Origin of the sequence: Thalassobius sp. Cn5-15, from assembly GCF_022347685.1 — a bacterium.
Taxonomy (GTDB): Bacteria; Pseudomonadota; Alphaproteobacteria; order Rhodobacterales; family Rhodobacteraceae; genus Thalassobius.
Genome location: NZ_JAKRGF010000001.1, coordinates 1,027,082 through 1,049,679, shown reverse-complemented (window position 1 = coordinate 1,049,679; position 22,598 = coordinate 1,027,082). Strand labels below are relative to the sequence as shown.

Sequence of the window (22,598 nt, the reverse complement as noted above, 5' to 3'; positions counted from 1 at the left end):
GCAGGGTCTGGTCTTTGATCAAATCGCGCCGCATAGTGCGGGCAAAGATCAAAGAGGGCGCCACAATGATTCCAGTTTCAGGGTTCGAAGGACAATCCGTAGCCATTCTGGGACTTGGCCGTTCGGGCCTGTCAGCCGCGCGGGCGCTGGAGGCTGGCGGGGCCACGCCGGTCTGTTGGGATGACAATGCGAGCGCGCGTGAACGCGCAGAAGCAGAAGGGTTTGAGGTGCGTGACCTTGCCCGCGCTGGCGCTTTTGATGGTATCGCGTGGCTGGTGGTGAGCCCCGGCATTCCGCACCTTTATCCGTCCCCCAATAAAGTCATCGCTGCTGCGTGGGAGGCAGGGGTGCCGGTCGACAACGATATCGGCTTATTCTTCCGCTCTTTCGGGTCGGGCGAATGGGACATGTTTGACCAGCCGCCGCGCGTGGTGGCGGTGACAGGATCGAACGGCAAGTCGACCACCTCTGCGCTGATACATCATGTGCTGTGCGAGGCAGGGAAATCTGTGCAACTGGCCGGTAACATCGGGCGCGGTGTCTTGGACATTGATCCGCCCGAAGATGGCGGTGTGGTGGTGTTGGAACTGTCTAGTTATCAGACCGATCTGGCCCGTGCGCTGACGCCGGATATCGCCGTTTTCACCAACCTTAGCCCCGACCATCTGGACCGCCACGCAGGCATGGGCGGCTATTTCGCCGCCAAGCGTCGCCTATTTGCCGAGGGCGGGCCGGATCGCGCCATCATCGGCGTGGATGAGGATGAGGGGCGTTATATGGTCAACCAACTGACCCATGGTGCGGCAGATGATCGGGTGATCCGTATTTCTGCCGCTGGCAAGCTGTCGGGGCCCGGATGGAATGTGTTCGCGCGCAAGGGCTTCCTCAGCGAATACCGCAAGGGGCGGCAAGCGGGGTCGATCGACTTGCGCCAAATCTCCGGGTTGCCGGGGGCACACAACCACCAGAACGCCTGCGCCGCCTATGCCGCCTGTCGCGCTCTGGGGCTGGCGCCGCGGATGATTGAGGATGCGTTCCACACCTTCGCCGGACTGCCGCATCGCAGTCAGCGGGTTGGGGAAAAAGATGGTGTGTTTTTTGTGAACGATTCCAAAGCCACCAATGTGGATGCGGCTTTGAAGGCTTTGATGGCCTTCGACAATATCCGTTGGATCTGTGGTGGGCTCGAGAAGGAGGGCGGTCTGGACGCTCTGCACCCTGCGCTGGACCGCGTGGCCAAGGCCTATGTCATCGGCCGTGAGGCGGCGCAATTTGCCCTGCAGTTGGGCGGTTGTGCGGTTGAGGTCTGCACAACGATGGCTGAGGCCGTCGCGCGCGCAAGTGCGGAGGCAGAGGCAGGCGATACTGTCCTCTTGGCCCCCGCAGCGGCGAGTTTCGATCAATACGACAGCTTTGAAAAACGCGGTGACGATTTCATCGCAGAGGTTCAGCAGGTGCTGGGTTAGGGCCTTTGCGTCCTATCAGCAAAACGCCGACAGCCGCCACTGCCACGAGGGCGGCCAACTGCACAACGCTCTTGAAATCATAGGCGCTTGCAACCGCGCCGACTACAGGGCCAGCCAATAGGCCTGTGACCATCAGAGTGTTCCAGTAAAGGGCAGTCGCCTGTGCGGGGCGGTCTGTGGCGAAGGACTGGATATAGCTGATCCCCAATGAGGCGTAGAGGCCGTAATACAGCCCCTCTAGCGCGGCGCCTGCCAGCATCTGCGATAGGCTGGTGATTGTGGACAGGATGAAAATCGCGGTCACCGCCAGAACTGCGGTGCCGAGGAGGGCGCGGTACAGACCGACCCGTGCAATCAACATAGGCGTGCCGAAAATGGCCCAGACCTCTACAAAGGTTTTGATGCTGAAGGCCATACCGGGCGCGTAGCCGGGCAGACCGACCTCTTGCACATAAAACAGCGGTAGGGCTGAGAAAGTCATCGAATGCGCCAGCGACAGGCAGAAGATAAACCCAGCCGCCAGATAGAGCGGTGCTTTGATCGGTGCCGTGTTGTCCGATGTGCCTGTCCGCGCTTTGGCAGGGGCAGGCGCGGCAATGTTACGGGGCAGGGCGATCTGCAACAGTGTGATCCATAAAACACCGCCTGTCAGCGCCATGGCAAACACCGCACGCAGCGCCACTGCATCGGCGATCAGATAGGTGGCCGCAGGCCCAAGCATCCATGCGGTGGATGTGGTCGCACGCATGTGGGCGTTGAAACGAGGGCGGTCGATGGTCTGTTTCTCTGCCAGCGCCCCACCCAGGCTGAACATGGTGGAGATCGCGCTGGCGCTAAGCCCAAACCCCAGTACACCGGCGCTCAGCACGACCCAGACGGAGGGTATCGCCAAGAGGGATGCGCTGGCGCAGATATAGGCGCAGGCGGCAAGGGCGATCAGCCGGAACGCAGGCGCGCCGCGATCAATCTGTCTGGCAAACTGTTGGTTGGTGAACAATGTGATCGCCACCGCGCCAAGGGAATACAGGCTGATCATCCACGGTGCCTGCCCCAACCCTTCGACCAGAAAGAAGCCGATGAAAGGCACGATCATAGAGCTGCACAAGGTGCCGGTGAACAGCAACATGAGGAAAGACAGACGCGCAGTAGCGGGAGAGCGGGACATTTGCGGAGGTTCCGGGAATGTGTTTCAATCCTGTAATTTAGGCAGGGATTGTAAAAGCCTAGCGACGTCTAAGCGGGGTGTCGGCTGCTGAGTTGATTGGCATACGACGGAAAGTCTTGCCTTGATCTTGCCCGACGGTCTTGTCCGTCGCGATTTGACAGAAACTGCCTTTGCTGCAAGGCTGTGACCATTATTTAACGAATTATAGCTATTATTCTACTGATTGGAGGAAGTGATGTTTAAGAAGTACTTTTCCTAGATTGGCGCCCTTGTCCTTGGCGCAACAGCGACCTCGGCCGAGATGGGGTTTGTAACTGTTGATACCGCAAATATTGGGGTTACCGCACCGCTGACGTGGTGTGAGATGAACCCTGCATGCGATCCGCCGCCAATGGCCAGCTTTGACCTTTTCTCAGAGCGCGCTACCGAGAATGCTGCGCAGATTATGTATCGTCCGACGGAGGCGAATACTGCGCCCGCGCGTGTAGAACAATTGATCGCAGATTTGAACACGCACCAGGAGCAGACGATCAAAATTTGCATCGAATTGGTAAAGCTTGGGAACAACCCCGAGGTTCGTCCGACGGAGGGTATTGAATTTGTACCCTGCTATGGACGGCGATTTCTTGAAACACAGGTTTTCAACTTCGATCAGAAGGGGCATTCGGTAGCGCCAACGATCGGGCTGGCAGATATCGCCGCGGGGCGCGGGGATCAGAATATGGCTTTTCGTTTCATGGTGCAGTCCGGTTTTGATTCATCGGTTCTGGCCCGACTGGCAGAGGGTGAAGATTTCATCTCGGTAACAGAGGATGTTATTCTACCGGGCGATTGGCAGAATGTGCCTGCTCAGGTTGGGACACAGATACCGCAGATTTGTTCGATGATCCGCTGCGCGCCGTCAACAGGGCTACGTAATAGCGGGATCTGTGATCAATGCCTTCGACAATCCGCTGCATATTTTCAGCCGTTGATGACACCGGATCAGGGTCCAAAGCTGGCGACGGAACTGTTGAAAAGGTTTGATAATTGACCACGCGGCACGGGGGTTACTCTCGTGCCCTGATCGCCATACCTGCCGCAAATCCCGATGACCAGGCCCATTGGAAATTGAACCCGCCCAACCAACCGGTGACGTCTGCGGCTTCGCCAATGACGTAGAGGCCGGGGACAGTTTTGGTCTCCATCGTTTTGGAAGACAGCCCGTCAGTGTCAATGCCGCCCAGTGTCACCTCGGCGGTGCGGTAACCCTCAGACCCGGAGGGGCGCAGGCGCCAGTGGGTAAGGTGTTCACAAAGCGTGCTCAGCGCCGCGTCGGATTGATCAGCAAGGCGGGACTTGAGGCCTAACTCCTCACTCAGATGATCAACCAGACGGGCGGGCAGCAGGGTGGCCAGCGCACTGCTGATCTGTTTGCGCCCTGCCTTCTGCCGTTCGGCCCGCAAAAGGACGAAAGGGTCTGAGGAGGGGAAGAGGTTCAGAGTGATCTCCTCTCCTTCCTGCCAATAGGAAGACGCTTGCAGGATTGCGGGACCAGACAGGCCGCGGTGGGTGAACAGCACTGCCTCCTCAAAGCTTTTGCCGCCCGCTGTCGCAATAGAGGGCAGGGCGACGCCGGAAATGGGCGCGAACCGCTTGTCGCTGAATGTCAGCGGCACGAGGCCAGCGCGGGTCTCGGTGACAGCAAGCCCGAACTGCCGCGCGATATCGTAGGCAAGCCCTGTTGCACCCATCTTTGGGATCGACTTGCCACCTGTGGCCAGCACCAGCGCATCACATGTCAGCTGTTTGCGTTTGCCGCCACCTTCGACGACCAGACGGTAGCCGCTGTCGGTCTTCGCCACCTCGACAATTGAGGTTTGCAGCCACAGCGTTGCGCCTGCGCGGGTCATTTCATCCAGCAGCATGGCGATGATCTGTTTGGCACTGTCGTCGCAGAACAACTGGCCCAGTGTTTTCTCATGGTATGCGATCCCGTGACGTGCCACCATGTCGATGAAATCCCATTGGGTGTAGCGCGCCAAGGCGGATTTATGGAAATGCGGATTTCCACCCAGATAGTTTTCGGGGCCTGCATACATATTGGTGAAATTGCAGCGTCCACCGCCGGAAATGCGGATTTTCTCGCCCGCCGCTTTGGCGTGGTCCAGCACCAGCACATCCTCGCCTGCGTGGATCGCGCACATCATGCCAGCTGCGCCGGCGCCAAGGATGATGGTCTTATAGTGGGTGGTTTTCTGCATAGGGTGCGGCCTGCCTGAGTGTGGCGTGAAATGCAAGAGGGCGCACTACTGACAAGATCCTCAGTCGATCAGATCAAACATGGCCTCTGCCAGAATACGGCCGTTCACCTGTAACTCTACCCGATGTGGGCCCGCGTGCAGGGTGAAGGTGCTGGCGTTGCCTTTCAGCTTGTGTGTTTTTTTCAGCTGCAGTGGCGTGCCCGCGCGGATCTGGGTTTGTTTCAGCTTATGCACCTTGCGCCCCGTCTTGCCGTTTGGGCGGTGGAAATGCAGCACGTAGTCGACCAGCACGGGCAGCGGACTGTCTGCGGTGAGAGAGATGTCCAGCGTCAGCGCATCGCCGATACGTACGGGATCGGGGCTGACGGAAAGTGAGGCCGCAATCGGTACATTTTGACGATAGCCAAGGTGGGCCAGCGCCTGCGCGTCACCCTCCTTCACCAATGAGCGCAGGGCGTGTTTGGTGAGCCATGACAGCTCTTTTTCTTGCTGAACAGCATGCGTTTGCCACATCTCTAGCCTTTCCATCATCGCCTGAGGCTGCAGGCGTGACAGATCGTTCAGGTGATTGGCGACAGATCGCGTGACAAATCGCGTTGGGTCTTTGTGAAGTTGGTCCAGCAGGGGCAGGGGGCGCAGCGGATTGATGCGCACCTTTTCGCCCCACGGCAGGCGGGGTCGGGTGCCTTCGCTGACCAGTCGGCGCAGATGGTAGTGATCGGCAGTGACCCAAGTGTTGAGGGCGGTAAACACCTCTTGCGGCCAGCGGTTGAGGAAGGGGCGCAGGGCAAACTCCATCGAAAAACGCGTTGTCACCTCAGCCACCAGCGGTAGAGAGATGGCAGGGGCGTCAATCCCGCGGGTGACGATCAGATCGCCTAAGCTGGCAAAGATGAAATCGCCAAAATCATCATCGGACAGGTCTGGATCACAGGGGGCGGGCAGGGCCGTTTGCACAATATCGAAACAGTGCTGCAAATCGTCAGGCAAATGATCACCGAGGACACGCCCGATCAGCTGCTGGCGTTGTTTCAGTTCCAGCGCGGGCAGCTCAGCCATTACATCGGCCTGAAATCGTGCTGGGTCGAACCCGCCCCACGCAGTGGCGAAAAGGCCGCCCAGATAGGCGACCTTCTCTGCGTTGAATAACTGATCTTTCAGAGAGAACCCCTCTGCCATCGGTTTACATCACCTGATTGGAGGCACCGCCGTCCAGCAGTACGTTCTGCCCCACCATGAAGCCCGCGTGCTGCGAACACATGAAGGCGCAGGTCTGACCAAATTCCAGCGCGGTGCCGTAGCGGGCCGCAGGGATCGTCGCTGTGCGCTGGGCGTAGGCCTCTTGCATGCTGATACCTTGCTGTTGACTGACGCCGGTGTCCAGCGCCACGGCGCGATCGGTGGCGTGGATGCCGGGCAGGAGGTTGTTGATTGTCACGCCTTTGCCGGCCACCTGGCGGGCGGTGCCAGCGACATAGCCGGTCAGGCCTGCGCGTGCTGCGTTGGACAGGCCCAGCACCGGAATTGGTGCTTTGACCGAGACTGAGGTGATGTTGACCACGCGGCCCCAACCACGGTCCATCATGCCCGGTACCAACGCCTTGATCAGCGTAATCGGGGCCAGCATGTTGGCATCCAGCGCGTTGATGAAATCATCGCGATTCCAGTCGGTCCACATCCCCGGAGGCGGGCCGCCTGCGTTGGTCACCAGAATATCGACCTGTCCTGCGGCCTCCAGAACCTGCGCCTGCCCGTCCGGCGTTGTTACATCGGCGGCAACAGTTGTGACTTGCACACCGTATTTGGCGCGTATCTCGGCAGCGCTTTCTTCCAGTGCGGCGCGCCCGCGCGCATTCATCACCAGGTCTACGCCTGCCTCTGCCAGTGCTTCCGCGCAGCCGCGCCCCAATCCTTTGGAAGACGCGCAGACCAGTGCGCGTTTACCAGAAATTCCCAGATCCATAGATTCTTCTCCCTGCCGCCGATAAAATGGCGCCCCGTTTGTCCGTTAACCTTATGTGACGATACCGGCAGCAAATCGCCTGCAAATCGCCAGCAAAAGGCCTCGTGATTGGACGATTTGTGCCGCATTTTGTAAATACCCCTAAAGGTGCCTGAATTGGTCACTTCTGGGGTGTGTCGCCAGAGCGGTGATTGAGTGGCGTGTGAGAGTATCAGCGCATCTGCGCAAGCAAGCCGTTGAGAGCGGCGAGTGAAGGTAAAGAAGTTGACGATCATGAATGATTTCGCCCCGTATTCCACGTTTAATCTGTCGGCCTACCGTTCCGGTGCGCTGCAGGTCAGCCATGGGGCCAACCTTGGTGACGCGCTTTCTTTTGCTGATGAATTGGTACTGGATGACACCTATTTCCTGAAATCAAACGCTCTTAAGGCGCGTCTGTCTGTTGTGCCCGGGCGCACGGGCGCCTTTACAATTGCGCAGCGCAGTGATGTGGGCTGTGCCGGGGCCGCGCTGCATCTGGACAGTTGCCTGACCTTTATGTCACCCGATGGCCGCACCACCGAAATGTTGGTGCTTGTAGAGGTGGATGAGGCCGGAGATGTGGCGGAGGTCTACGCACTGCCACTGTCGCCTTTGATGGCCAAAACCGATCTGACACTTGTTGGCATCGACAAAGAGAGCGCCCATACCAAACTGGCAGAGATTGCCTGCGTCAGCTTCACCTCGGGCACCCGGATCACCATGGCCACAGGCGAACAGCGCCGAGTGGAAGATCTGCGTGTGGGTGACCGCGTTCTGACCCGCGATGATGGCCCGCAGGTGCTGCGCTGGGTAGGGCAATCTACCGTGCGGGCGCTGGGCGAATTCGCGCCGGTGCTGATCAAGGCAGGGACCATGCACAACGCCGATGATCTGATCGTCAGCCCCGAACATCGTTTGTTTGTTTATCAACGCACCGATGAACTGGGCGCTGGCCGCGCAGAGGTGCTGATCAAAGCCCGCGATCTGGTCAACGGTCGCACTGTGGTGCAACTGGACGGCGGGTTTGTGGAATACTACCAACTGCTGTTTGATGATCATCAGATCATCTATGCCGAAGGCATCGCCGCTGAAACCCTGCTGGCCGATATGCGCACATCACCGGCTTTGCCCGATGAACTGGCCAAACGCCTTGAAACCGGCGCCCTGCGCCATTCAGATCGCAGCTATCTGGACTTCTCCCTCTCGACCTTTGAATTGGCCGAAGGCGACGTCACCCAACTGCTGCGTCGGGCGTCGACGGGCTAAGCCCCACAAGGCCTAAGCCTTATTGCCACAGCGCCCACGCCCCGCTATATCGCGGCTCATGTTGGATACCGCTACAAACCGCCCCGAACTGCCGCCCGAGATTGCGCGTCGTCGCACCTTTGCGATCATCTCGCACCCGGATGCCGGTAAAACCACCCTGACGGAGAAGTTCCTGCTGTATGGCGGTGCGATCCAGATGGCGGGGCAGGTGCGCGCCAAGGGCGAGGCGCGGCGTACTCGGTCTGACTTCATGCAGATGGAAAAGGATCGCGGCATTTCTGTCAGCGCCTCCGCCATGTCGTTTGATTTCGGCCAGTTCCGCTTCAACCTTGTGGATACCCCCGGCCACTCGGACTTTTCCGAGGATACCTATCGCACGCTGACCGCTGTGGATGCGGCGGTGATGGTGATTGACGGTGCGAAGGGCGTGGAAAGTCAGACGCAGAAGCTGTTTGAGGTCTGCCGCCTGCGTGACCTGCCGATCCTGACGTTTTGTAACAAGATGGACCGAGAAAGCCGCGACACGTTCGAGATCATTGATGAGATTCAGGAAAACCTGGCCATTGATGTGACCCCGGCCTCTTGGCCTATCGGGGTTGGGCGTGATTTTGTCGGCTGTTACGATCTGCTGAACGACCGTCTGGAATTGATGGACCGTGCGGACCGGAACAAAGTGGCAGAGTCGATTTCCATCAACGGCCTGGATGATCCGGCGATTGAACAGCATGTGCCGGCCGAATTGGTCGATCAGCTGCGCGAAGAGGTGGAGATGGCGCGCGAACTGCTGCCCGCTCTTGACCCACAAGCGGTGCTGGAGGGGCACATGACCCCGATCTGGTTCGGCTCTGCGATTAACTCTTTCGGGGTGCAGGAACTGATGAATGGCATTGGCCAATATGGGCCAGAGCCACAGCCACAAAGTGCGCAGCCGCGGGAAATGATGCCGGAGGAAAAGAAGGTCGCAGGTTTTGTGTTCAAGGTTCAGGCCAACATGGACCCGAAACACCGTGACCGTGTGGCTTTCGTGCGTATGGCCTCGGGCCATTTCAAACGTGGCATGAAACTGACCCATGTGCGCACCAAAAAACCGATGGCGATCTCCAACCCTGTGTTGTTCCTTGCCTCTGACCGCGAGTTGGCAGAGGAGGCCTGGGCTGGCGACATCATCGGTATCCCCAACCACGGCCAGTTGCGCATTGGGGACACCCTAACCGAAGGCGAGGCGCTGCGCGTCACGGGCATTCCGTCCTTTGCGCCGGAATTGTTGCAGGGTGTACGCGCAGGTGACCCGATGAAGGCAAAACACCTTGAAAAGGCGCTGATGCAGTTTGCCGAAGAGGGGGCTGCCAAGGTGTTTAAGCCCAGCTTCGGCTCTGGCTTTGTTGTGGGCGTCGTGGGCGCGCTGCAGTTCGAGGTTCTGGCCAGCCGGATCGAATTGGAATACGGCCTGCCGGTCCGCTTTGACCAGTCGCAGTTTACTTCGGCCCGCTGGGTGCACGGGGACAAGGATGCGGTGGAAAAGTTTGCCAATGCCAACAAGCAGCATATCGCGCATGACCATGACGGCGATGTTGTTTATCTGACCCGCCTGCAATGGGACATTGATCGGGTGGAACGGGATTGTCCCGATGTCACCCTGTCGGCGACGAAAGAGATGATGGTGTAAGCCATCCTCTCAATAATCCTGAGGTCGGGCGGGAAATCGCCTGACCTTTCTCTTTTGCGATAAACCCCTTGGCGAATGGCTTGCGCTGTGGCTAAAGTCCGCAGCAGAACGCTGAGGGCATAGGGGGCCATCATGAAAACCAGTTCCGTCGCGATGATGAGCGCGCTTGGCGCCAGCACCACGATCTTCACCGCGCCGCAAGCGCTGGCGCAGGTGGATGTTTGGCAACTGCTCGATCAGATTGAGATCGAGGAGGTGATCACTGAAACCACCTATGAGGTGAAGAAGTCCCTGCCGGCCGAAATTGACAAGGGTCTGAACGACGTGCAGATCACAGGTTACGCGGTGCCGATGATCCCCGGTGAGATGGTGCAGGAACTGCTCTTGGTTTCGGACATGGGGCTGTGCCCGCTGTGTGGCAGCGGCGATCATGGCGCAACCTTGCAGGTGACACTGGCCGATCCGATCCCCGGTTTTGATGCCAGCCGAAAGATCACACTGCGTGGGGATGTGCAGGCGGTACGTGATCCCGAAACATGGCAGGCGGCGGTGATGACGGGCGCGAAAGCTGTCGCTTTCGACTAAGCCACTGCGGCGATACTTGATGAAAGCGCCGGGGCCCTGCCTCGGCGTTCTTGTTTTGTGGGATGAGATTTGTCAGCCTACCTTCATCGAGGGGGGATGGGATGCCACTACAGAACAGGGTTTTGCCTACGGGGGAGATTGTCCGGGATACCGCGCGGGGCATGCTCACTGGCAATCGCGGTATTCTGCGGTTTGACGGTGATCGACTCACCGCATCACGCTGGACCCACCCGCATTGGATCATCTGCACGCTAGAGCACCCGCGCGGCAAATACCAAAGCCCGCAGCCTAAACGTGGGTGGGTGCCGCTGTTCTTCCTTGATGAGGCGGTGGGGTTGGCCGCAGGTCATCGTCCCTGCCACTACTGTCGTCGCGCGGATGCGGCGCGATTTATGGCGGCGTGGCATAAGGGGCACGGACGCGCACTTGGCAGCGTGTTGACGCCCGAGGTCGATAAATGCCTGCATGCCGCCCGTGTGACGCGCACCCGTCAGCAGATCCGTCATCAGGCCAAAGCGCAGGCGTTGCCGGATGGGGCGTTTGTACTGCTGGCAGGCGGTCACCCCGCCCTGATCTTTGGCGATGCGGCTCATCCCTATACCCCCAGCGGGTACGGCCCGCCCATCGTGCGCCCCACAGGCACTGTGACGGTCCTGACGCCAGAGCCGATCCTGCCCGTGCTATCAGCGGGTTATCTGCCACAGTTGCATGCGTCAGTGCAGCAATGACGCTTGCCCTATCGTCGTGCTCACGGCATTCTGCGCGACATGAGCGAGCAGCGTAAAACAACTTATCCCGGCGGCTTTCCGGCCATTTTGGCACAGATGGAGGGGCGGCGTGATCCCTTTAGCTATCATGAGGGCGAGGCGCTGGCGCCGCTCGACACAGATTTTGCCGCATTGAAACAGCAATACATGCTGGCGGAGGCGCCTGAACTGGGCGACAGCCGCAGCGGATATGCCCGTAAATACCGCGCCTTGGCAGAAGAATTTGCAGGTCGCTCTGCGTTGTTGCATCTGCACGGGGTGTTGATCGCCCACCTGCGCCGCCGCAGCCAGCCTGCTCATACGGCAGCCCTGTTTCAACGGCTGTGGGCGGAGGAAGCAACGTATCTGATGGATCATCTGGATGCGCGCTGGCTGGTGTCGGCCGCGACGACCTTTGGGGATCACGGCGCGAATGAGCTGCAGCGCTCTGTGGGGCATGCGCTGTCGGTGCTGTTCGGGATGATGAAGCTTTATGAGACCGAACGGCTCTATGCCGCTGTCACACCCGATCAGCCGCACCCGTGGCGCAAACGGTCCAGCCCAACCTTGGCAATGGAGATGGACGCCTTTGCCGTTGGCGGGGCAGGTGGTCTGGACGTGAATATGCTGGGTCGCCTGTGGCAGCAGGGCAGTCAGGATGAGGTGATCGCGCCCTTGGTGCAGCGGTTGCTGACGCTCTTGGTCGATGACGACAAAACCGTCTTCCGTCGCCTGCATATCATGCGCGCCCGCAAGGCCAAACAGCGGCAAGAGGCAGGCAAAGAGGTCAAGCCGCAACGTGCGGTGCCCGCAGACAAACGCAAGATCATCGCCCCTGTTCCACATCGGCAATCCAGTCAGTCCAGCCCCTGTCGCTGGGGCACCGTTTCGCTGATCAAAGCGCCGACGCGCGACATCCTTGCCTTTGCCGCCTATCACCTCGACCTTGGGGCGCATCACCTGCACATCTATCTGGATGAACCTGATGAAACGGCCGAAGTACTCCTGCGCGCCCATCCGAAAATCACCGTCACCATCTGCGATGGCACCTATTGGAACGCGCAGAAGAAACCACGGATGAAAACCCACCGCATGCGGCAGGTCTGGGTCGCGACGCAGGCCTATAACGTCACCGAATGTGACTGGCTGGCCCATGTGGATGTAGACGAATTTATCCTGCCAGAGGCGGGCAAATCGGTGGACCAACTGTTGGCGGAGGTGCCCGATGATCATCTTGGCCTGATGCTGCAATCGGCTGACCAGCTGGCTGCGCCCGGTCCCGAGGGCGGTGAGGCGTTCAAGCTGACCCATCTGGCCGCTGGTCACAAACGCGCGGTATTGGGGCAGATCTATACCAGTTTTGGCAGTCATTTGCCCGGTGGTTTTATCGGTCATATCTCTGGCAAGCTGATTCTGCGCACAGGACTTGACGGCCTGCGCTTCGGCATTCACGCCTGTCACTGGCAGGCTGCACAGGTGGAAAACATCACCAATATGACCGGCAGCTATATCGGGCATGCCCACGCCGCCAGTTGGTCGCAGTTCCGCAAAATGCTGGAGTTTCGCCTGACCCGTGGATCCTACCAACGGGCCGAGGACAATGACCGCCTGCAATTGGGCGACGTCATCGATCTGGTGCTGGAGGAGGGCGGTGAAGACGCCCTGCGCGCTTTCTACGAAGAGGTGAACGGCGGCGGTCCTGAATTGCGCGCGGCACTGGCGCGTCACAACATGCTGATCGACCAGCCCCTGCATCTGGAGGCACGGATGATCCGTGTCTTTGGCAATGAGGCGAAGGTGTTTTTGTGAGCGCGGTGCGCCTTGCACAACGTGAGGGTCGCGCCCGAGCCCGAGGGCGGGGTAAGGCGAACGGTGCCTTGGCCGCTGGCACAACGGCATTGTTATGCCGTCGGTTGACAATCGCGCCCGCCCTTGGGGGCGGTGTCGGGCGCGAACCGGACCGCTGCGCGCTCCGGTGGGGGATAGTTCAATGAACACCAAGCCAAGCAAATGGGGCCTTGTTTCCACTATCAAGGCGCCGGTTGAAGAGGTGCTGAATTTCTGCGCCCATCACCTCGACCTTGGGGCGCATCGGCTGTTCATCTATCTTGATGATGACAGCGAGGGGCATCGGGCTGCCTTTGAGTTCCTTTCTGCGCATCCCAAAGTGCGCCCGTTGATTACGGATGCGGCCTATTGGGAAAAACGCGGTTTCAAACGGCGGGAAAAACACCAGTCGCGTCAGTTTGAAAACGCGAAACATGCCTACCGCCGCGCCACGGGTCAGGTGGATTGGCTGACCCATATTGATGTAGATGAATTCCTCTGGCCTATGGCGGCACAGGATAAACATACGGTGGCGAATGTTCTGGCCGCGTTGCCCGATGATTGTCTTTGTGCCCGCATGCGCCCGTGGGAAGCCTTGGCGCCCAGTGACGGCTACCCCCAGCGCGATTTCAAAGGTTTGTCGATCGCCGCCGCGCAGCGTCGCGCGGAGACAGAGGCGATTTACCCTGAGTATGGCATGCATCTGAACGGCGGGTTCCTCAGCCATGTGGCTGGCAAGATGTTTTATCGCACCGGCGTAGAGGCACTGAAAGTGCAGATACACAATGTCTGGGTCGGCGAAGAGATGAACCCGCGCCAGCAGGAGTTGACGGACCTCAGGCTGCTGCATTGCCATGCGGGCAGCTGGGATCACTTCTACGCGGCCTTTCACTTTCGTCTCGACAAAGGAAGTTACCGTAGCGAACTGCGTCCAAATAAACCGGCGGAGGAGGGTGGCATCAGCCTGCACGATCTGCTGTCGGGTCTATACGCTGAGGGCGGGGAGGCGGCGCTGCGGCGGTTTTACGATACGGTCTGCGCCGCAGATTCGGGCCTGATTGCGCGGTTGGGTGAAAAGGGGCTGCATATGACAGCCAACCTTGATCTGGATGCCAAACGTCAGCGCCATTTTCCTGATTTCTGAATCACCAGCCACCAGATTGCGGCGCATGTGACACGCCCAGACGTGACGAATGGCTATAACCACAAGTAAAATCGGGCTTTCATTGACCCAAGGCGGGCTTTGCGCTAAACCCCGCCCCATCAAGGAGGGCCACAGGGGTTACTCCATCGACGCTGTTGCGGGCCCGATGTGTCCGTAAAAAACGGATACGTATGACAAAATTTAGTGATCTGAAGCTTGCCCCGAAGGTTTTGAAGGCGGTCGAAGAGGCCGGCTATGAAAGCCCGACGCCGATTCAGGCTGGGGCGATTCCCCCGGCGCTTGAAGGGCGCGATGTTTTGGGTATTGCCCAGACCGGTACAGGTAAAACCGCTAGCTTCACCCTGCCGATGATCTCACTTCTGGCACGTGGCCGTGCCCGTGCACGGATGCCGCGCTCGCTGGTGCTGTGCCCGACGCGTGAACTGGCCGCACAGGTTGCCGAAAACTTCGACACCTACACCAAACACCTGAAACTGACCAAAGCGCTGTTGATCGGTGGCGTGTCGTTCAAGGAACAAGAAGCACTGATCGACCGTGGCGTTGACGTGCTGATCGCCACCCCGGGCCGTTTGCTGGACCATTTCGAACGCGGCAAACTGCTGCTGACTGGTGTCCAGATCATGGTTGTGGATGAGGCGGACCGGATGCTCGACATGGGCTTCATCCCCGATATTGAACGCATTTTCTCGCTGACGCCGTTCACCCGCCAGACGCTGTTTTTCTCTGCCACTATGGCGCCCGAAATTGAACGGATCACCAACACGTTCCTATCGGCGCCCGAGCGGATCGAGATTGCCCGTCAGGCCACGACCTCGGAAACCATCACCCAGAACGTGGTGATGTTCAAAGCCAGCCGTAAAGACCGTGAAGGCAGCGAAAAACGTCGCTTGCTGCGCGCGCTGATCGACGCTGAGGGCGAGAAGCTGACCAACGCGATCATCTTCTGTAACCGTAAGACGGACGTGGACATCACCGCAAAGTCGATGCGCAAATATGGACTAGATGCTGCGGCTATTCACGGCGATCTGGATCAAAGCCAGCGGATGAAAACGCTGGAGTCTTATCGGGATGGCAAGCTGAAGTTCCTTGTCGCGTCCGACGTGGCTGCCCGTGGTCTGGATATTCCCAGTGTAAGCCACGTGTTCAACTTCGACGTGCCGGGCCATGCAGAGGACTATGTGCATCGCATTGGTCGTACCGGTCGTGCAGGTCGTGAAGGCACCGCGATCACCCTGTGTGTGCCGCGTGATGAGAAAAACCTTGCCGATGTTGAGGCGTTGGTGAAACAGGAAATCCCGCGTCTGGACAACCCGATCAAGGATGTGAAGCCGACCCGCCGCCGCAAGGACAAGGTCGAAGAGAGCGCGCCTGAGGCGCAGACTGAAACCACTGTTGACGCGCCCGTGGATGCAGCGGGGGACAAGCCCAAGGGCCGTGGCCGCCGTCGCAACGAGGACCGCCGCGACGATAAACGCCGCGAAGAACGTTCTGAGGTGCGCACCGAAAACCGCCACGAAAATCGTAATGAAGGCCGTGGTGAAGGCCGAAACGACCGTGGCAGCCGTGGTGGCAAACAGCATCACAAAGGTGGCCGCAATACAGTTGTCGGCATGGGCGATCATTTGCCCAGCTTCATTGCGCTCAGCTTTGACGAACGCCGCGCAGGTTAAGTCTTATAGCGATTGAAACGATAAAAAGCCTCCGATCCTCGGGGGCTTTTTCTTGTCTCGCTTTTGGAGCACAGTCGCTTTGTCGACGCGCTACTGGGGCTAATCCGTTGTCAGCTAAGATATTTTAGCGCTAGGATGGCCCCAAATTAATCCGCGGATCAACCCCTATCCTTACCTTGGAGAGCCGGTGGTCATGGCACTTCAGCGGTGCGCAGCCGTCACGGGATCTGGCGACGCTGTCTCATGTAGCGGCGATTGCTAGCGCAGAGCAGAGAGTGTCCAGACCTCCCCCTGAGGGGCGGAATTTGGCGTCAAATCCCGCATATTTTGAGAAACAGCTCAGTTCAGATACGGCATCGGGTCGACGCTGTTGAAGCCCTTGCGAACCTCGAAATGAACGTAGTTGGAATCGCCCGACCGGATCTTGGCGATGCTTTGGCCGCGCTTCACGCTATCGCCTTTGCTGACCGTAATGTCGGCGACATTGGCATAAACGCTCAGCAGGTTGTCGGGGTGTTTGACCACGATGATCGGGACTTTGTCGGCGCTGGCGGTGATGGCGGCAACGGTGCCGTCGGCCGCTGCCTTGATTGGTGTGCCAGAGGCGGCAGAGATGTCGATGCCTTCGTTCTTGCCTTTGGAAAATTCACGGATGATCGACCCGTTCACCGGAAACCCCATGCGGGATGCAGATTGGGATTGAGTTTTGCCCAGATCTGGCGCGCGGGTTTTGGCCTGTGCCTGTGCTTTTTGCACTTGCGCGGCTGTCACCGGTTGCTCTTTTGGCAGCGGAGTTGAGGCAGAGGGGGGCGTGGGCGTTGCCGTGCCCTGACCGGGGGCGCTGTTGGCGGTCAGGGGCGCGATTTCGGTCGGTGTGGCGGCGGGCACCAGAAGTTGCTGGCCTTCACGGATGGCGAAGTCGGAGCCGAGGCCGTTCCATTCTGCCAGCGACTTCACGCTGATGCCGTAAAGGCGGGAAATGGTGTAGACTGTTTCGCCGCGTACCACTTTGTGGCGCAGCGGTTCCAGACCGGTCTGCACCACTGCTGCGGCGTCTTTGTTGTCGGCGGGCGCCACTGGGTCCAGCGTGCTGGTGGCGACTGTCTGTGGGGCAGCATTGTCAATGGCACTGCCCGCGAGGGCGGCGATGTCCACGCCTGCGGCATTGCCACTGCCGGGCGGTTGGATCGGGCCGCCTTCGGATTCCGACACGCGACGGGGCAGGGCCAGCACCTCATTCGGGCGCAGTTGGGAGCCAGTTTGCAACCCGTTATAGCGGGCCAGTTCATCTGCGTTCAGACCGATGCGGCGGGCCACATCTGCCACGGTGTCACCGCGCTGCGACACGGCCACCTGATAGTTGGGATAAGAGATAATCCCGCGCTCATCCGGGCGGGGGCGGTCAGCGGTTACATTTTGTGCCGCCTCGGCTGTGTTGAACGCTTGATTGAAGTTGCCACGGAGGTCGAAATCCAGCGGCTGCGAACAGGCTCCCAGCAGCGCCAGGCTGCCAAGTGCAAAAACGTATGTGCGGGACCATGATTGAACCTTGGTCATCTCGATTTCCTCTGCTCGATGTCCTTGCCGGTGTCGGCTCTGCCTCAGGCTTTCCCTGTTTACCGGGAGTGTGCCAAATATCCTGTAGCGCGGTGCGATATGGGCGTGTCTTTGCCGCATCTGCGACAATATTGCACGAAATACGTGCTGCTTCGCCAATGTCGTCACCATGGTGCGCGTATTTTTGCTTATTTAGGCCTCTCGGCCCAGACCTTCAACCAGTGGAACGAAGCGCACCGGTAACAATTCTTCGTAATCAAATCCTGTTTCAAGGCGTGTCACACGGATCAGGCTTTGCACATGATCCGATTGTCCGACAGGCAGCACCATGATACCGCCGACCTTCAGCTGCGCCAAGAGGGGCGGCGGTGGATCTTCGGCGGCTGCTGTCAATAGGATACGGTCAAATGGCGCCTGATCCGGCAGGCCAAAGCTGCCATCGCCAAGGATGGAAGTCACGTTGGCCAGATCCAGCGTTTCAAAGCGATCCCGTGCCTCACCGACCAGACGGCGGTGGCGATCCACGGTATAGATGCGGCGTGCCAGATGGCTGAGGATCGCCGCCTGATAGCCTGACCCTGTACCAACCTCCAACACCTTGTCGCGCGCAGACACCTGCAGTGCTTGCGTCATGAGCCCCACGACCGAGGGTTGGCTGATCGTCTGCCCACAGGCGATTGGCAACGGCATATCCTCATAGGCGCGACCTGAAAACAGACCGGTGATGAACAGACCGCGATCGACCTTTTCCATTGCCCCCAGCACCCGCTGGTCTGTCACCCCTTTGGATCGCAGGGCAAAGAGGAACTGCATTTTGCGGGTGGCAAGATCGTCTGCGCTGTCGATCATGCGCCTTGTTCCAGTGCCTTGAAGTCGGCTAACGCGTCATGAGCGGTGAGGTCCGCACGCATCGGCGTGACTGAAATGTATTCGTCCAAGTTCACCGCTGCATCCGTATCCGGTGCCACTGGACGGCGTTGATCGCCGCCGCGTACCCACAGATACTGTCGCCCTGTTGGGGATGTTTGCGGTTCCACCACAAAACCCGGACCACGGCGATACCCTTGCGGTACCACGCGCACGCCCTTCACATCCGCTGCAGGGCAGGGAGGGAAGTTCACGTTAAAGAACAGGCGATAGTCGTCTTCGCCCTCTGGCATCTGGTCCAGCAGCTGACGCAGCAACGGCACCGCGTGCACGGCTGCGGCGTCGAAGGGGTTTTCTGAGGTGTAGTTTTTCGGACCCAGATACTGGCTCAGCGCAATCGCGGGCAGGCCTTGCAGCGCACCCTCCATCGCGCCACCCAGCGTGCCGGAATAAAGGGCATTCTCAGCCGAGTTGTTGCCACGGTTGACGCCGGACAGGATCAGATCAGGACGCGCGTCCTTCATCACATGGTGCAGGCCAGCCAGCACACAGTCCGCGGGGCTGCCCTCTGCGGCAAAGCGGCGTTCGCCCAGCTGTGCGATCATCATTGGGTGGGTATAGCTGATGCAATGCCCAACCCCCGATTGTTCAAAGGCGGGGGCAACAGTCCAAACCTCACCCGCGGGGCCAGCCAGTTCAGTGGCGATTGCCTCCAGCACGGTCAGGCCCGGTGCGTTGATGCCATCATCATTTGTTACCAGAATGCGCAATGGTCCAGCCCCTTTGCCTTTATTGCTACGCTGTGGCGCGCGGTCTCAGTCCCGCCTTTACTAGGCGAGCCGCCGCACTGGGGCAAGCATCGCGCCAAGCGCCAAAAACAAAGACGCCGCGCTGTTGTAGCGCGGCGACGATTGTCATGTGGTTTTTGGGCCCTAACCGAGGTCCAGAGTCGCCAAGAGGCGCTTGGCCTCTTCGGCGGGGGCTGCCAGCCCATCGCGTGGCTCACCGGGGAAGAAACGGGCGCGGTTTGCGGTCGCCAGTGGCTTGGGCGCCAGCATATGCACCTTGGGCCCGGTCGATGCGGTTTCTGCGGCCCAGGAACGGACCAGATCCATCTGCGCTGATTTGGTCGCGCCATAGGCGCCAAAGAATTTCTGCCCGCCGCGTTGATCTTCAAAGAACAGGGCTGTGCCTGCTTCACCCAGCAAGGGCGCGACATAGGTGATCAGACGACCGGTGGCGGTGACGTTGATATTGACGGATTTGTCCCAATCCTTGGCATCAATAAACTGCGCTGGCGCCAGCGGGGCGGCATGGATCGCGGTGTGCGCCCACAGATCGATACTGCCCCAACGATCATAGATCGACCGGCACAGCTGCGCCATCGCATCGGGGTTGGTGATGTCCATCGGGGCCAGTGTCGCCTGACCACCTGCGGCCTGGATGCGGTCATCCAGCTCTTCCAGCGCGCCTGTGGTGCGGGCCACGGCAACAATGTGGTGGGTCTGCGCCAAAGCCTCTGCCAGACCTGCGCCAAGGCCGCGGGACGCGCCGGTGATAAGTGCGATTTTCTGTGTCATAACGGTGATGTGCGATCAATTAGGGGCAAGGTCAAGGGTGAAGCCGTCAGTCATGTACCAGATGCGGCCGGATGTCCTGCCCAAAGGCGGCATAGATATCCAAGAGCCGGTCAAAGCTGATCCCGTTCTCTTGCGCATCGGCCAGATTACCTGCCTCGGCGATGGCCACAGGGCGTGCGTCAGGGCTGGGGAAGTGTAGGACGACAGGCAAAGGTGCCTCTGTTTCGGCCTCAAACCCCGGCAGTTGGTTGGTCAGCACGGCCTCACAGTCTTCAGGCGGGGTGTCGGCGGAGCCATCAAAACTGTCGAGGTAAGCATAAAACACCTCCGGCGCGACCTCTACCCAAGGGGAGATATGCAGATGCTCATCCTCCGCTCCCTGCACGGCCAAAGAGATCACCGCGCGGATAAACCGCTGATCGCCGACACGGCACAGATCTGCGGTCAGCTGATCGTCGCCCACTTTGGCAAAAGGTTCCTCCCCGCGCGGGGCATGGGGCCAGGCGCTGGGGTGTTCAAAGCCGATGTCGAAGATGCCGGAGAAATGGCCATCCCACAGTGGGCAGGGACGGGTCGGGTCATTGAAACGGCGCCAACGCGCGTCAAGGTCTAGCAGGGCCATCTGATATGGGCGCTCCGGTCTTGGATCAGTTGTCACGCAGGGTAGGATGTGGGGCGGGGATCGGCAAGAGGCAGGCGCAGAACCTGTGGGGATGGTGGCGCGTGTCCTGCAGCCCCTTTGCGCCATCAGCTTGGCGCCATCAGCTTGGCGGGAGTATCAGGCGGCGGGTGTCGCTGGCGCGTTTCAGGATCAAGGCGCCGTTTTCAATGGCGCTGATCCTTGCGCCGTCCAGAATGTCGCCTGTTTTCACACGGCGTATGCGGCCCTGTCCCAAATGCACATAGGCGCGTGGTCCCGTGGGCGTCAGAACTGTACCGACCAAGGCGGTGTGCGTCAACGGCATCGCATCTGCCTGCGTCGCAGTCGCCGCCGCGGCAGTGACAGGCCGTTGCTTCGGTGAACGGGATTGGCCGGACCAAGACATTTCACAACGCTCCACACATAACTTCGACACGACCCGCAAGATGCGTGCCGCGTGGGTGGAGGTTGCGCTAAATTACTTAGGAAGAGATAAGCAGAACAAAAAACGGGGACAGAAAACTGCCCCCGTTTTTATGCAAATTGTAGCGTACCTTATTCGGCAGCTTTCATTTTGAAGCCTTTGGCCATCATGTCCTTGGGCGCGATGGGGTAGTCGCCGGTAAAGACAGCATCGTGATAGGCAGGCGCGGCGGGATTGCGACCCATTTCCTCGCCCACGGCGCGATAAAGGCCGTCGATCGACACAAACTTCAGCGAGGCAACGCCGAGGTAATCGCGCATTTCTTCTTCGGTCATTTTGGCGGCCAGCAGCTCTTCCTGCGTGGGCATATCGACGCCATAGAAATCCGGCCAGATGGTCGGCGGTGAGGCGACGCGGAAGTGCACCTCTTTGGCGCCTGCTTCCAGCACCATATCCTTGATCTTGCGGCTGGTGGTGCCACGCACGATGCTGTCGTCGATCAGGATGACGCGCTTGCCCTTCATCAGGGATTTGTTGACGTTCAGCTTCAGACGCACTCCCATGTTGCGGATCTGCTCGGTCGGCTCGATGAAGGTTCGGCCGACATACTGGTTGCGCACGATGCCCATTTCAAAAGGGATGCCGCTTTCTTGGCTGTAGCCAATGGCCGCAGGCGTGCCGCTGTCGGGCACAGGGCAGACCATGTCCGCCTCAATTGGGTTTTCCAGCGCCAGTTGACGGCCGATTTCGCGCCGCACTTCATAGACGGATTTACCGCCTATGATGCTGTCAGGACGCGAGAAGTAGACGTATTCAAAGATACAGGGGCGCGGGGTGGTCGGTTCAAACGGACGGTAGCTTTCGATGCCGTCTTCGGTGATGACCACCATTTCGCCCGGTTCAATTTCGCGGATGAATTCGGCACCGATGATGTCTAGCGCACAGGTTTCCGAGGCCAGGACCGTGCCTTCGCCCAGTTTGCCCATGACCAGTGGGCGGATGCCCAACGCGTCGCGGACACCGATCAGTTTCGAGCGGGTCATGGCGACAATGGAAAAGGCGCCTTCGACCTGACGCAGGGCTTCTTTCATCCGGTCGGGGATCGAACGGCCCATAGAGCGGGCCATCAGGTGGATAATGCATTCACTGTCGCTGGAGGACTGGAAGATCGCACCGCGCTCGATCAACTCTTTTCGCAGATGTTCGGCGTTTGTGAGGTTGCCGTTATGGGCAACGGCTGCACCGCCCATGGAAAATTCACCAAAGAACGGCTGAACGTCGCGGATTACTGCGCCTTTCTTGCCAGCGGTGGAATAGCGCACGTGACCAATGGATAGTGATCCGGGTAGGGTTTTCATCAGCGACTGACTGGTGAAGTTGTCGCGCACATATCCGAAACGGCGGGCGCTATTGAAGCCTTCTTCAGCATCGTGAGAGACGATGCCACCGGCTTCCTGACCGCGGTGCTGCAGCGCATGCAGGCCAAGGGCGACGAAGTTGGCGGCGTCTTTTACGCCGATGGCGCCGAAGATCCCGCACTCCTCCTTCAGTTTGTCGTCATCATCCTGACGATCGAAATAATCCTGGTGAGAGGGCTGGGCGGGGCTTTGAGGCATGGACAAGGTTAGGCTCCGAATCCGTTTGCTGGCGTTACGCCTCCGTATAGGCATTGTGGGCCTCTGTGTCATTATGCTTGTGTCATGAAAGGATCACAAATGATCGCTGTGACCCGTCGTCTCTTTTGCAG

Annotated in this window: 20 protein-coding genes; 9 read left to right on the top strand and 11 right to left on the bottom strand. The window is 59.3% G+C overall.

Annotation, left to right across the window (positions count from 1 at the left end; translation table 11 throughout):
- Positions 1–65: 65 nt before the first annotated feature.
- Positions 66–1,466, top strand: a complete 1,401-nt coding sequence (murD, locus tag MHM86_RS04990) for a UDP-N-acetylmuramoyl-L-alanine--D-glutamate ligase (protein ID WP_239196537.1) — start codon at positions 66–68, stop codon at positions 1,464–1,466.
- Here murD and MHM86_RS04985 read toward each other — a convergent pair.
- Positions 1,435–2,631: an MFS transporter gene (locus tag MHM86_RS04985; RefSeq protein ID WP_239196535.1), complete on the bottom strand. Its 1,197-nt coding sequence runs from the start codon at positions 2,629–2,631 to the stop codon at positions 1,435–1,437. The genes murD and MHM86_RS04985 overlap by 32 nt on opposite strands.
- 391 nt (positions 2,632–3,022) lie before the next feature.
- Here MHM86_RS04985 and MHM86_RS04980 point away from each other — a divergent pair, with 391 nt between their 5' ends.
- On the top strand, positions 3,023–3,664 hold the full coding sequence (locus MHM86_RS04980; RefSeq protein ID WP_239196533.1) for a hypothetical protein: 642 nt from the start codon (positions 3,023–3,025) through the stop codon (positions 3,662–3,664).
- Positions 3,665–3,680: 16 nt separating this feature from the next.
- On the opposite strand, the gene MHM86_RS04975 is transcribed toward MHM86_RS04980, so the two are convergent.
- The 3 genes from MHM86_RS04975 to MHM86_RS04965 are packed head-to-tail and all read right to left on the bottom strand — an operon-like array spanning position 3,681 to position 6,837.
- A complete protein-coding gene (locus MHM86_RS04975; RefSeq protein ID WP_239196531.1) occupies positions 3,681–4,874 on the bottom strand; it encodes an NAD(P)/FAD-dependent oxidoreductase in 1,194 nt (397 codons plus the stop codon).
- Between the two features lie 60 nt (positions 4,875–4,934).
- A complete protein-coding gene (locus tag MHM86_RS04970; protein WP_239196529.1) occupies positions 4,935–6,053 on the bottom strand; it encodes a hypothetical protein in 1,119 nt (372 codons plus the stop codon).
- 4 nt (positions 6,054–6,057) lie between these two features.
- Complete coding sequence (locus MHM86_RS04965) at positions 6,058–6,837, bottom strand: SDR family oxidoreductase (RefSeq protein ID WP_239196527.1); 780 nt, start codon at positions 6,835–6,837, stop codon at positions 6,058–6,060.
- Between the two features lie 273 nt (positions 6,838–7,110).
- Here MHM86_RS04965 and MHM86_RS04960 point away from each other — a divergent pair, with 273 nt between their 5' ends.
- The 7 genes from MHM86_RS04960 to MHM86_RS04930 all read left to right on the top strand — a co-directional run bounded on the left by MHM86_RS04960 (position 7,111) and on the right by MHM86_RS04930 (position 15,783).
- Positions 7,111–8,124 (top strand): Hint domain-containing protein, encoded by a 1,014-nt coding sequence (locus tag MHM86_RS04960; RefSeq protein WP_239196525.1) that lies wholly within the window; start codon positions 7,111–7,113, stop codon positions 8,122–8,124.
- A 58-nt stretch (positions 8,125–8,182) separates the two neighbouring features.
- Complete coding sequence (locus tag MHM86_RS04955; protein WP_239196523.1) at positions 8,183–9,790, top strand: peptide chain release factor 3; 1,608 nt, start codon at positions 8,183–8,185, stop codon at positions 9,788–9,790.
- Between the two features lie 132 nt (positions 9,791–9,922).
- Complete coding sequence (locus tag MHM86_RS04950; protein ID WP_239196521.1) at positions 9,923–10,375, top strand: hypothetical protein; 453 nt, start codon at positions 9,923–9,925, stop codon at positions 10,373–10,375.
- Between the two features lie 101 nt (positions 10,376–10,476).
- On the top strand, positions 10,477–11,103 hold the full coding sequence (locus MHM86_RS04945) for a hypothetical protein (RefSeq protein ID WP_239196481.1): 627 nt from the start codon (positions 10,477–10,479) through the stop codon (positions 11,101–11,103).
- Positions 11,104–11,106: 3 nt separating this feature from the next.
- Positions 11,107–12,930 carry a glycosyltransferase family 2 protein gene (locus MHM86_RS04940; RefSeq protein WP_239196479.1) on the top strand — a complete coding sequence of 608 codons (1,824 nt, stop codon included), beginning with the start codon at positions 11,107–11,109 and terminating at the stop codon, positions 12,928–12,930.
- A 181-nt stretch (positions 12,931–13,111) separates the two neighbouring features.
- Positions 13,112–14,092, top strand: a complete 981-nt coding sequence (locus MHM86_RS04935; protein WP_239196477.1) for a glycosyltransferase family 2 protein — start codon at positions 13,112–13,114, stop codon at positions 14,090–14,092.
- 191 nt (positions 14,093–14,283) lie between these two features.
- A complete protein-coding gene (locus tag MHM86_RS04930) occupies positions 14,284–15,783 on the top strand; it encodes a DEAD/DEAH box helicase (protein ID WP_239196475.1) in 1,500 nt (499 codons plus the stop codon).
- A 339-nt stretch (positions 15,784–16,122) separates the two neighbouring features.
- Here MHM86_RS04930 and MHM86_RS04925 read toward each other — a convergent pair whose 3' ends face one another.
- From MHM86_RS04925 to purF, 7 genes are all read right to left on the bottom strand, one after another.
- A complete protein-coding gene (locus MHM86_RS04925) occupies positions 16,123–17,340 on the bottom strand; it encodes a LysM peptidoglycan-binding domain-containing protein (protein WP_239196473.1) in 1,218 nt (405 codons plus the stop codon).
- Between the two features lie 192 nt (positions 17,341–17,532).
- Positions 17,533–18,189 carry a protein-L-isoaspartate(D-aspartate) O-methyltransferase gene (locus tag MHM86_RS04920; RefSeq protein WP_239196471.1) on the bottom strand — a complete coding sequence of 219 codons (657 nt, stop codon included), beginning with the start codon at positions 18,187–18,189 and terminating at the stop codon, positions 17,533–17,535.
- Positions 18,186–18,977 carry a 5'/3'-nucleotidase SurE gene (surE, locus tag MHM86_RS04915; RefSeq protein ID WP_239196469.1) on the bottom strand — a complete coding sequence of 264 codons (792 nt, stop codon included), beginning with the start codon at positions 18,975–18,977 and terminating at the stop codon, positions 18,186–18,188. Before surE ends, MHM86_RS04920 begins: the two co-directional genes overlap by 4 nt.
- 162 nt (positions 18,978–19,139) lie before the next feature.
- Entirely contained in the window at positions 19,140–19,787 is a 648-nt protein-coding gene (locus MHM86_RS04910) for an SDR family oxidoreductase (RefSeq protein ID WP_239196467.1), read from the bottom strand.
- A gap of 46 nt (positions 19,788–19,833) precedes the next feature.
- Entirely contained in the window at positions 19,834–20,409 is a 576-nt protein-coding gene (locus MHM86_RS04905; RefSeq protein ID WP_239196465.1) for a DUF2199 domain-containing protein, read from the bottom strand.
- A 139-nt stretch (positions 20,410–20,548) separates the two neighbouring features.
- Positions 20,549–20,833, bottom strand: coding sequence for a hypothetical protein (locus MHM86_RS04900; protein WP_239196464.1), 285 nt, complete (start codon positions 20,831–20,833; stop codon positions 20,549–20,551).
- A gap of 149 nt (positions 20,834–20,982) precedes the next feature.
- Positions 20,983–22,467: an amidophosphoribosyltransferase gene (gene purF / locus MHM86_RS04895; protein ID WP_239196462.1), complete on the bottom strand. Its 1,485-nt coding sequence runs from the start codon at positions 22,465–22,467 to the stop codon at positions 20,983–20,985.
- Between the last annotated feature and the right edge of the window lie 131 nt (positions 22,468–22,598).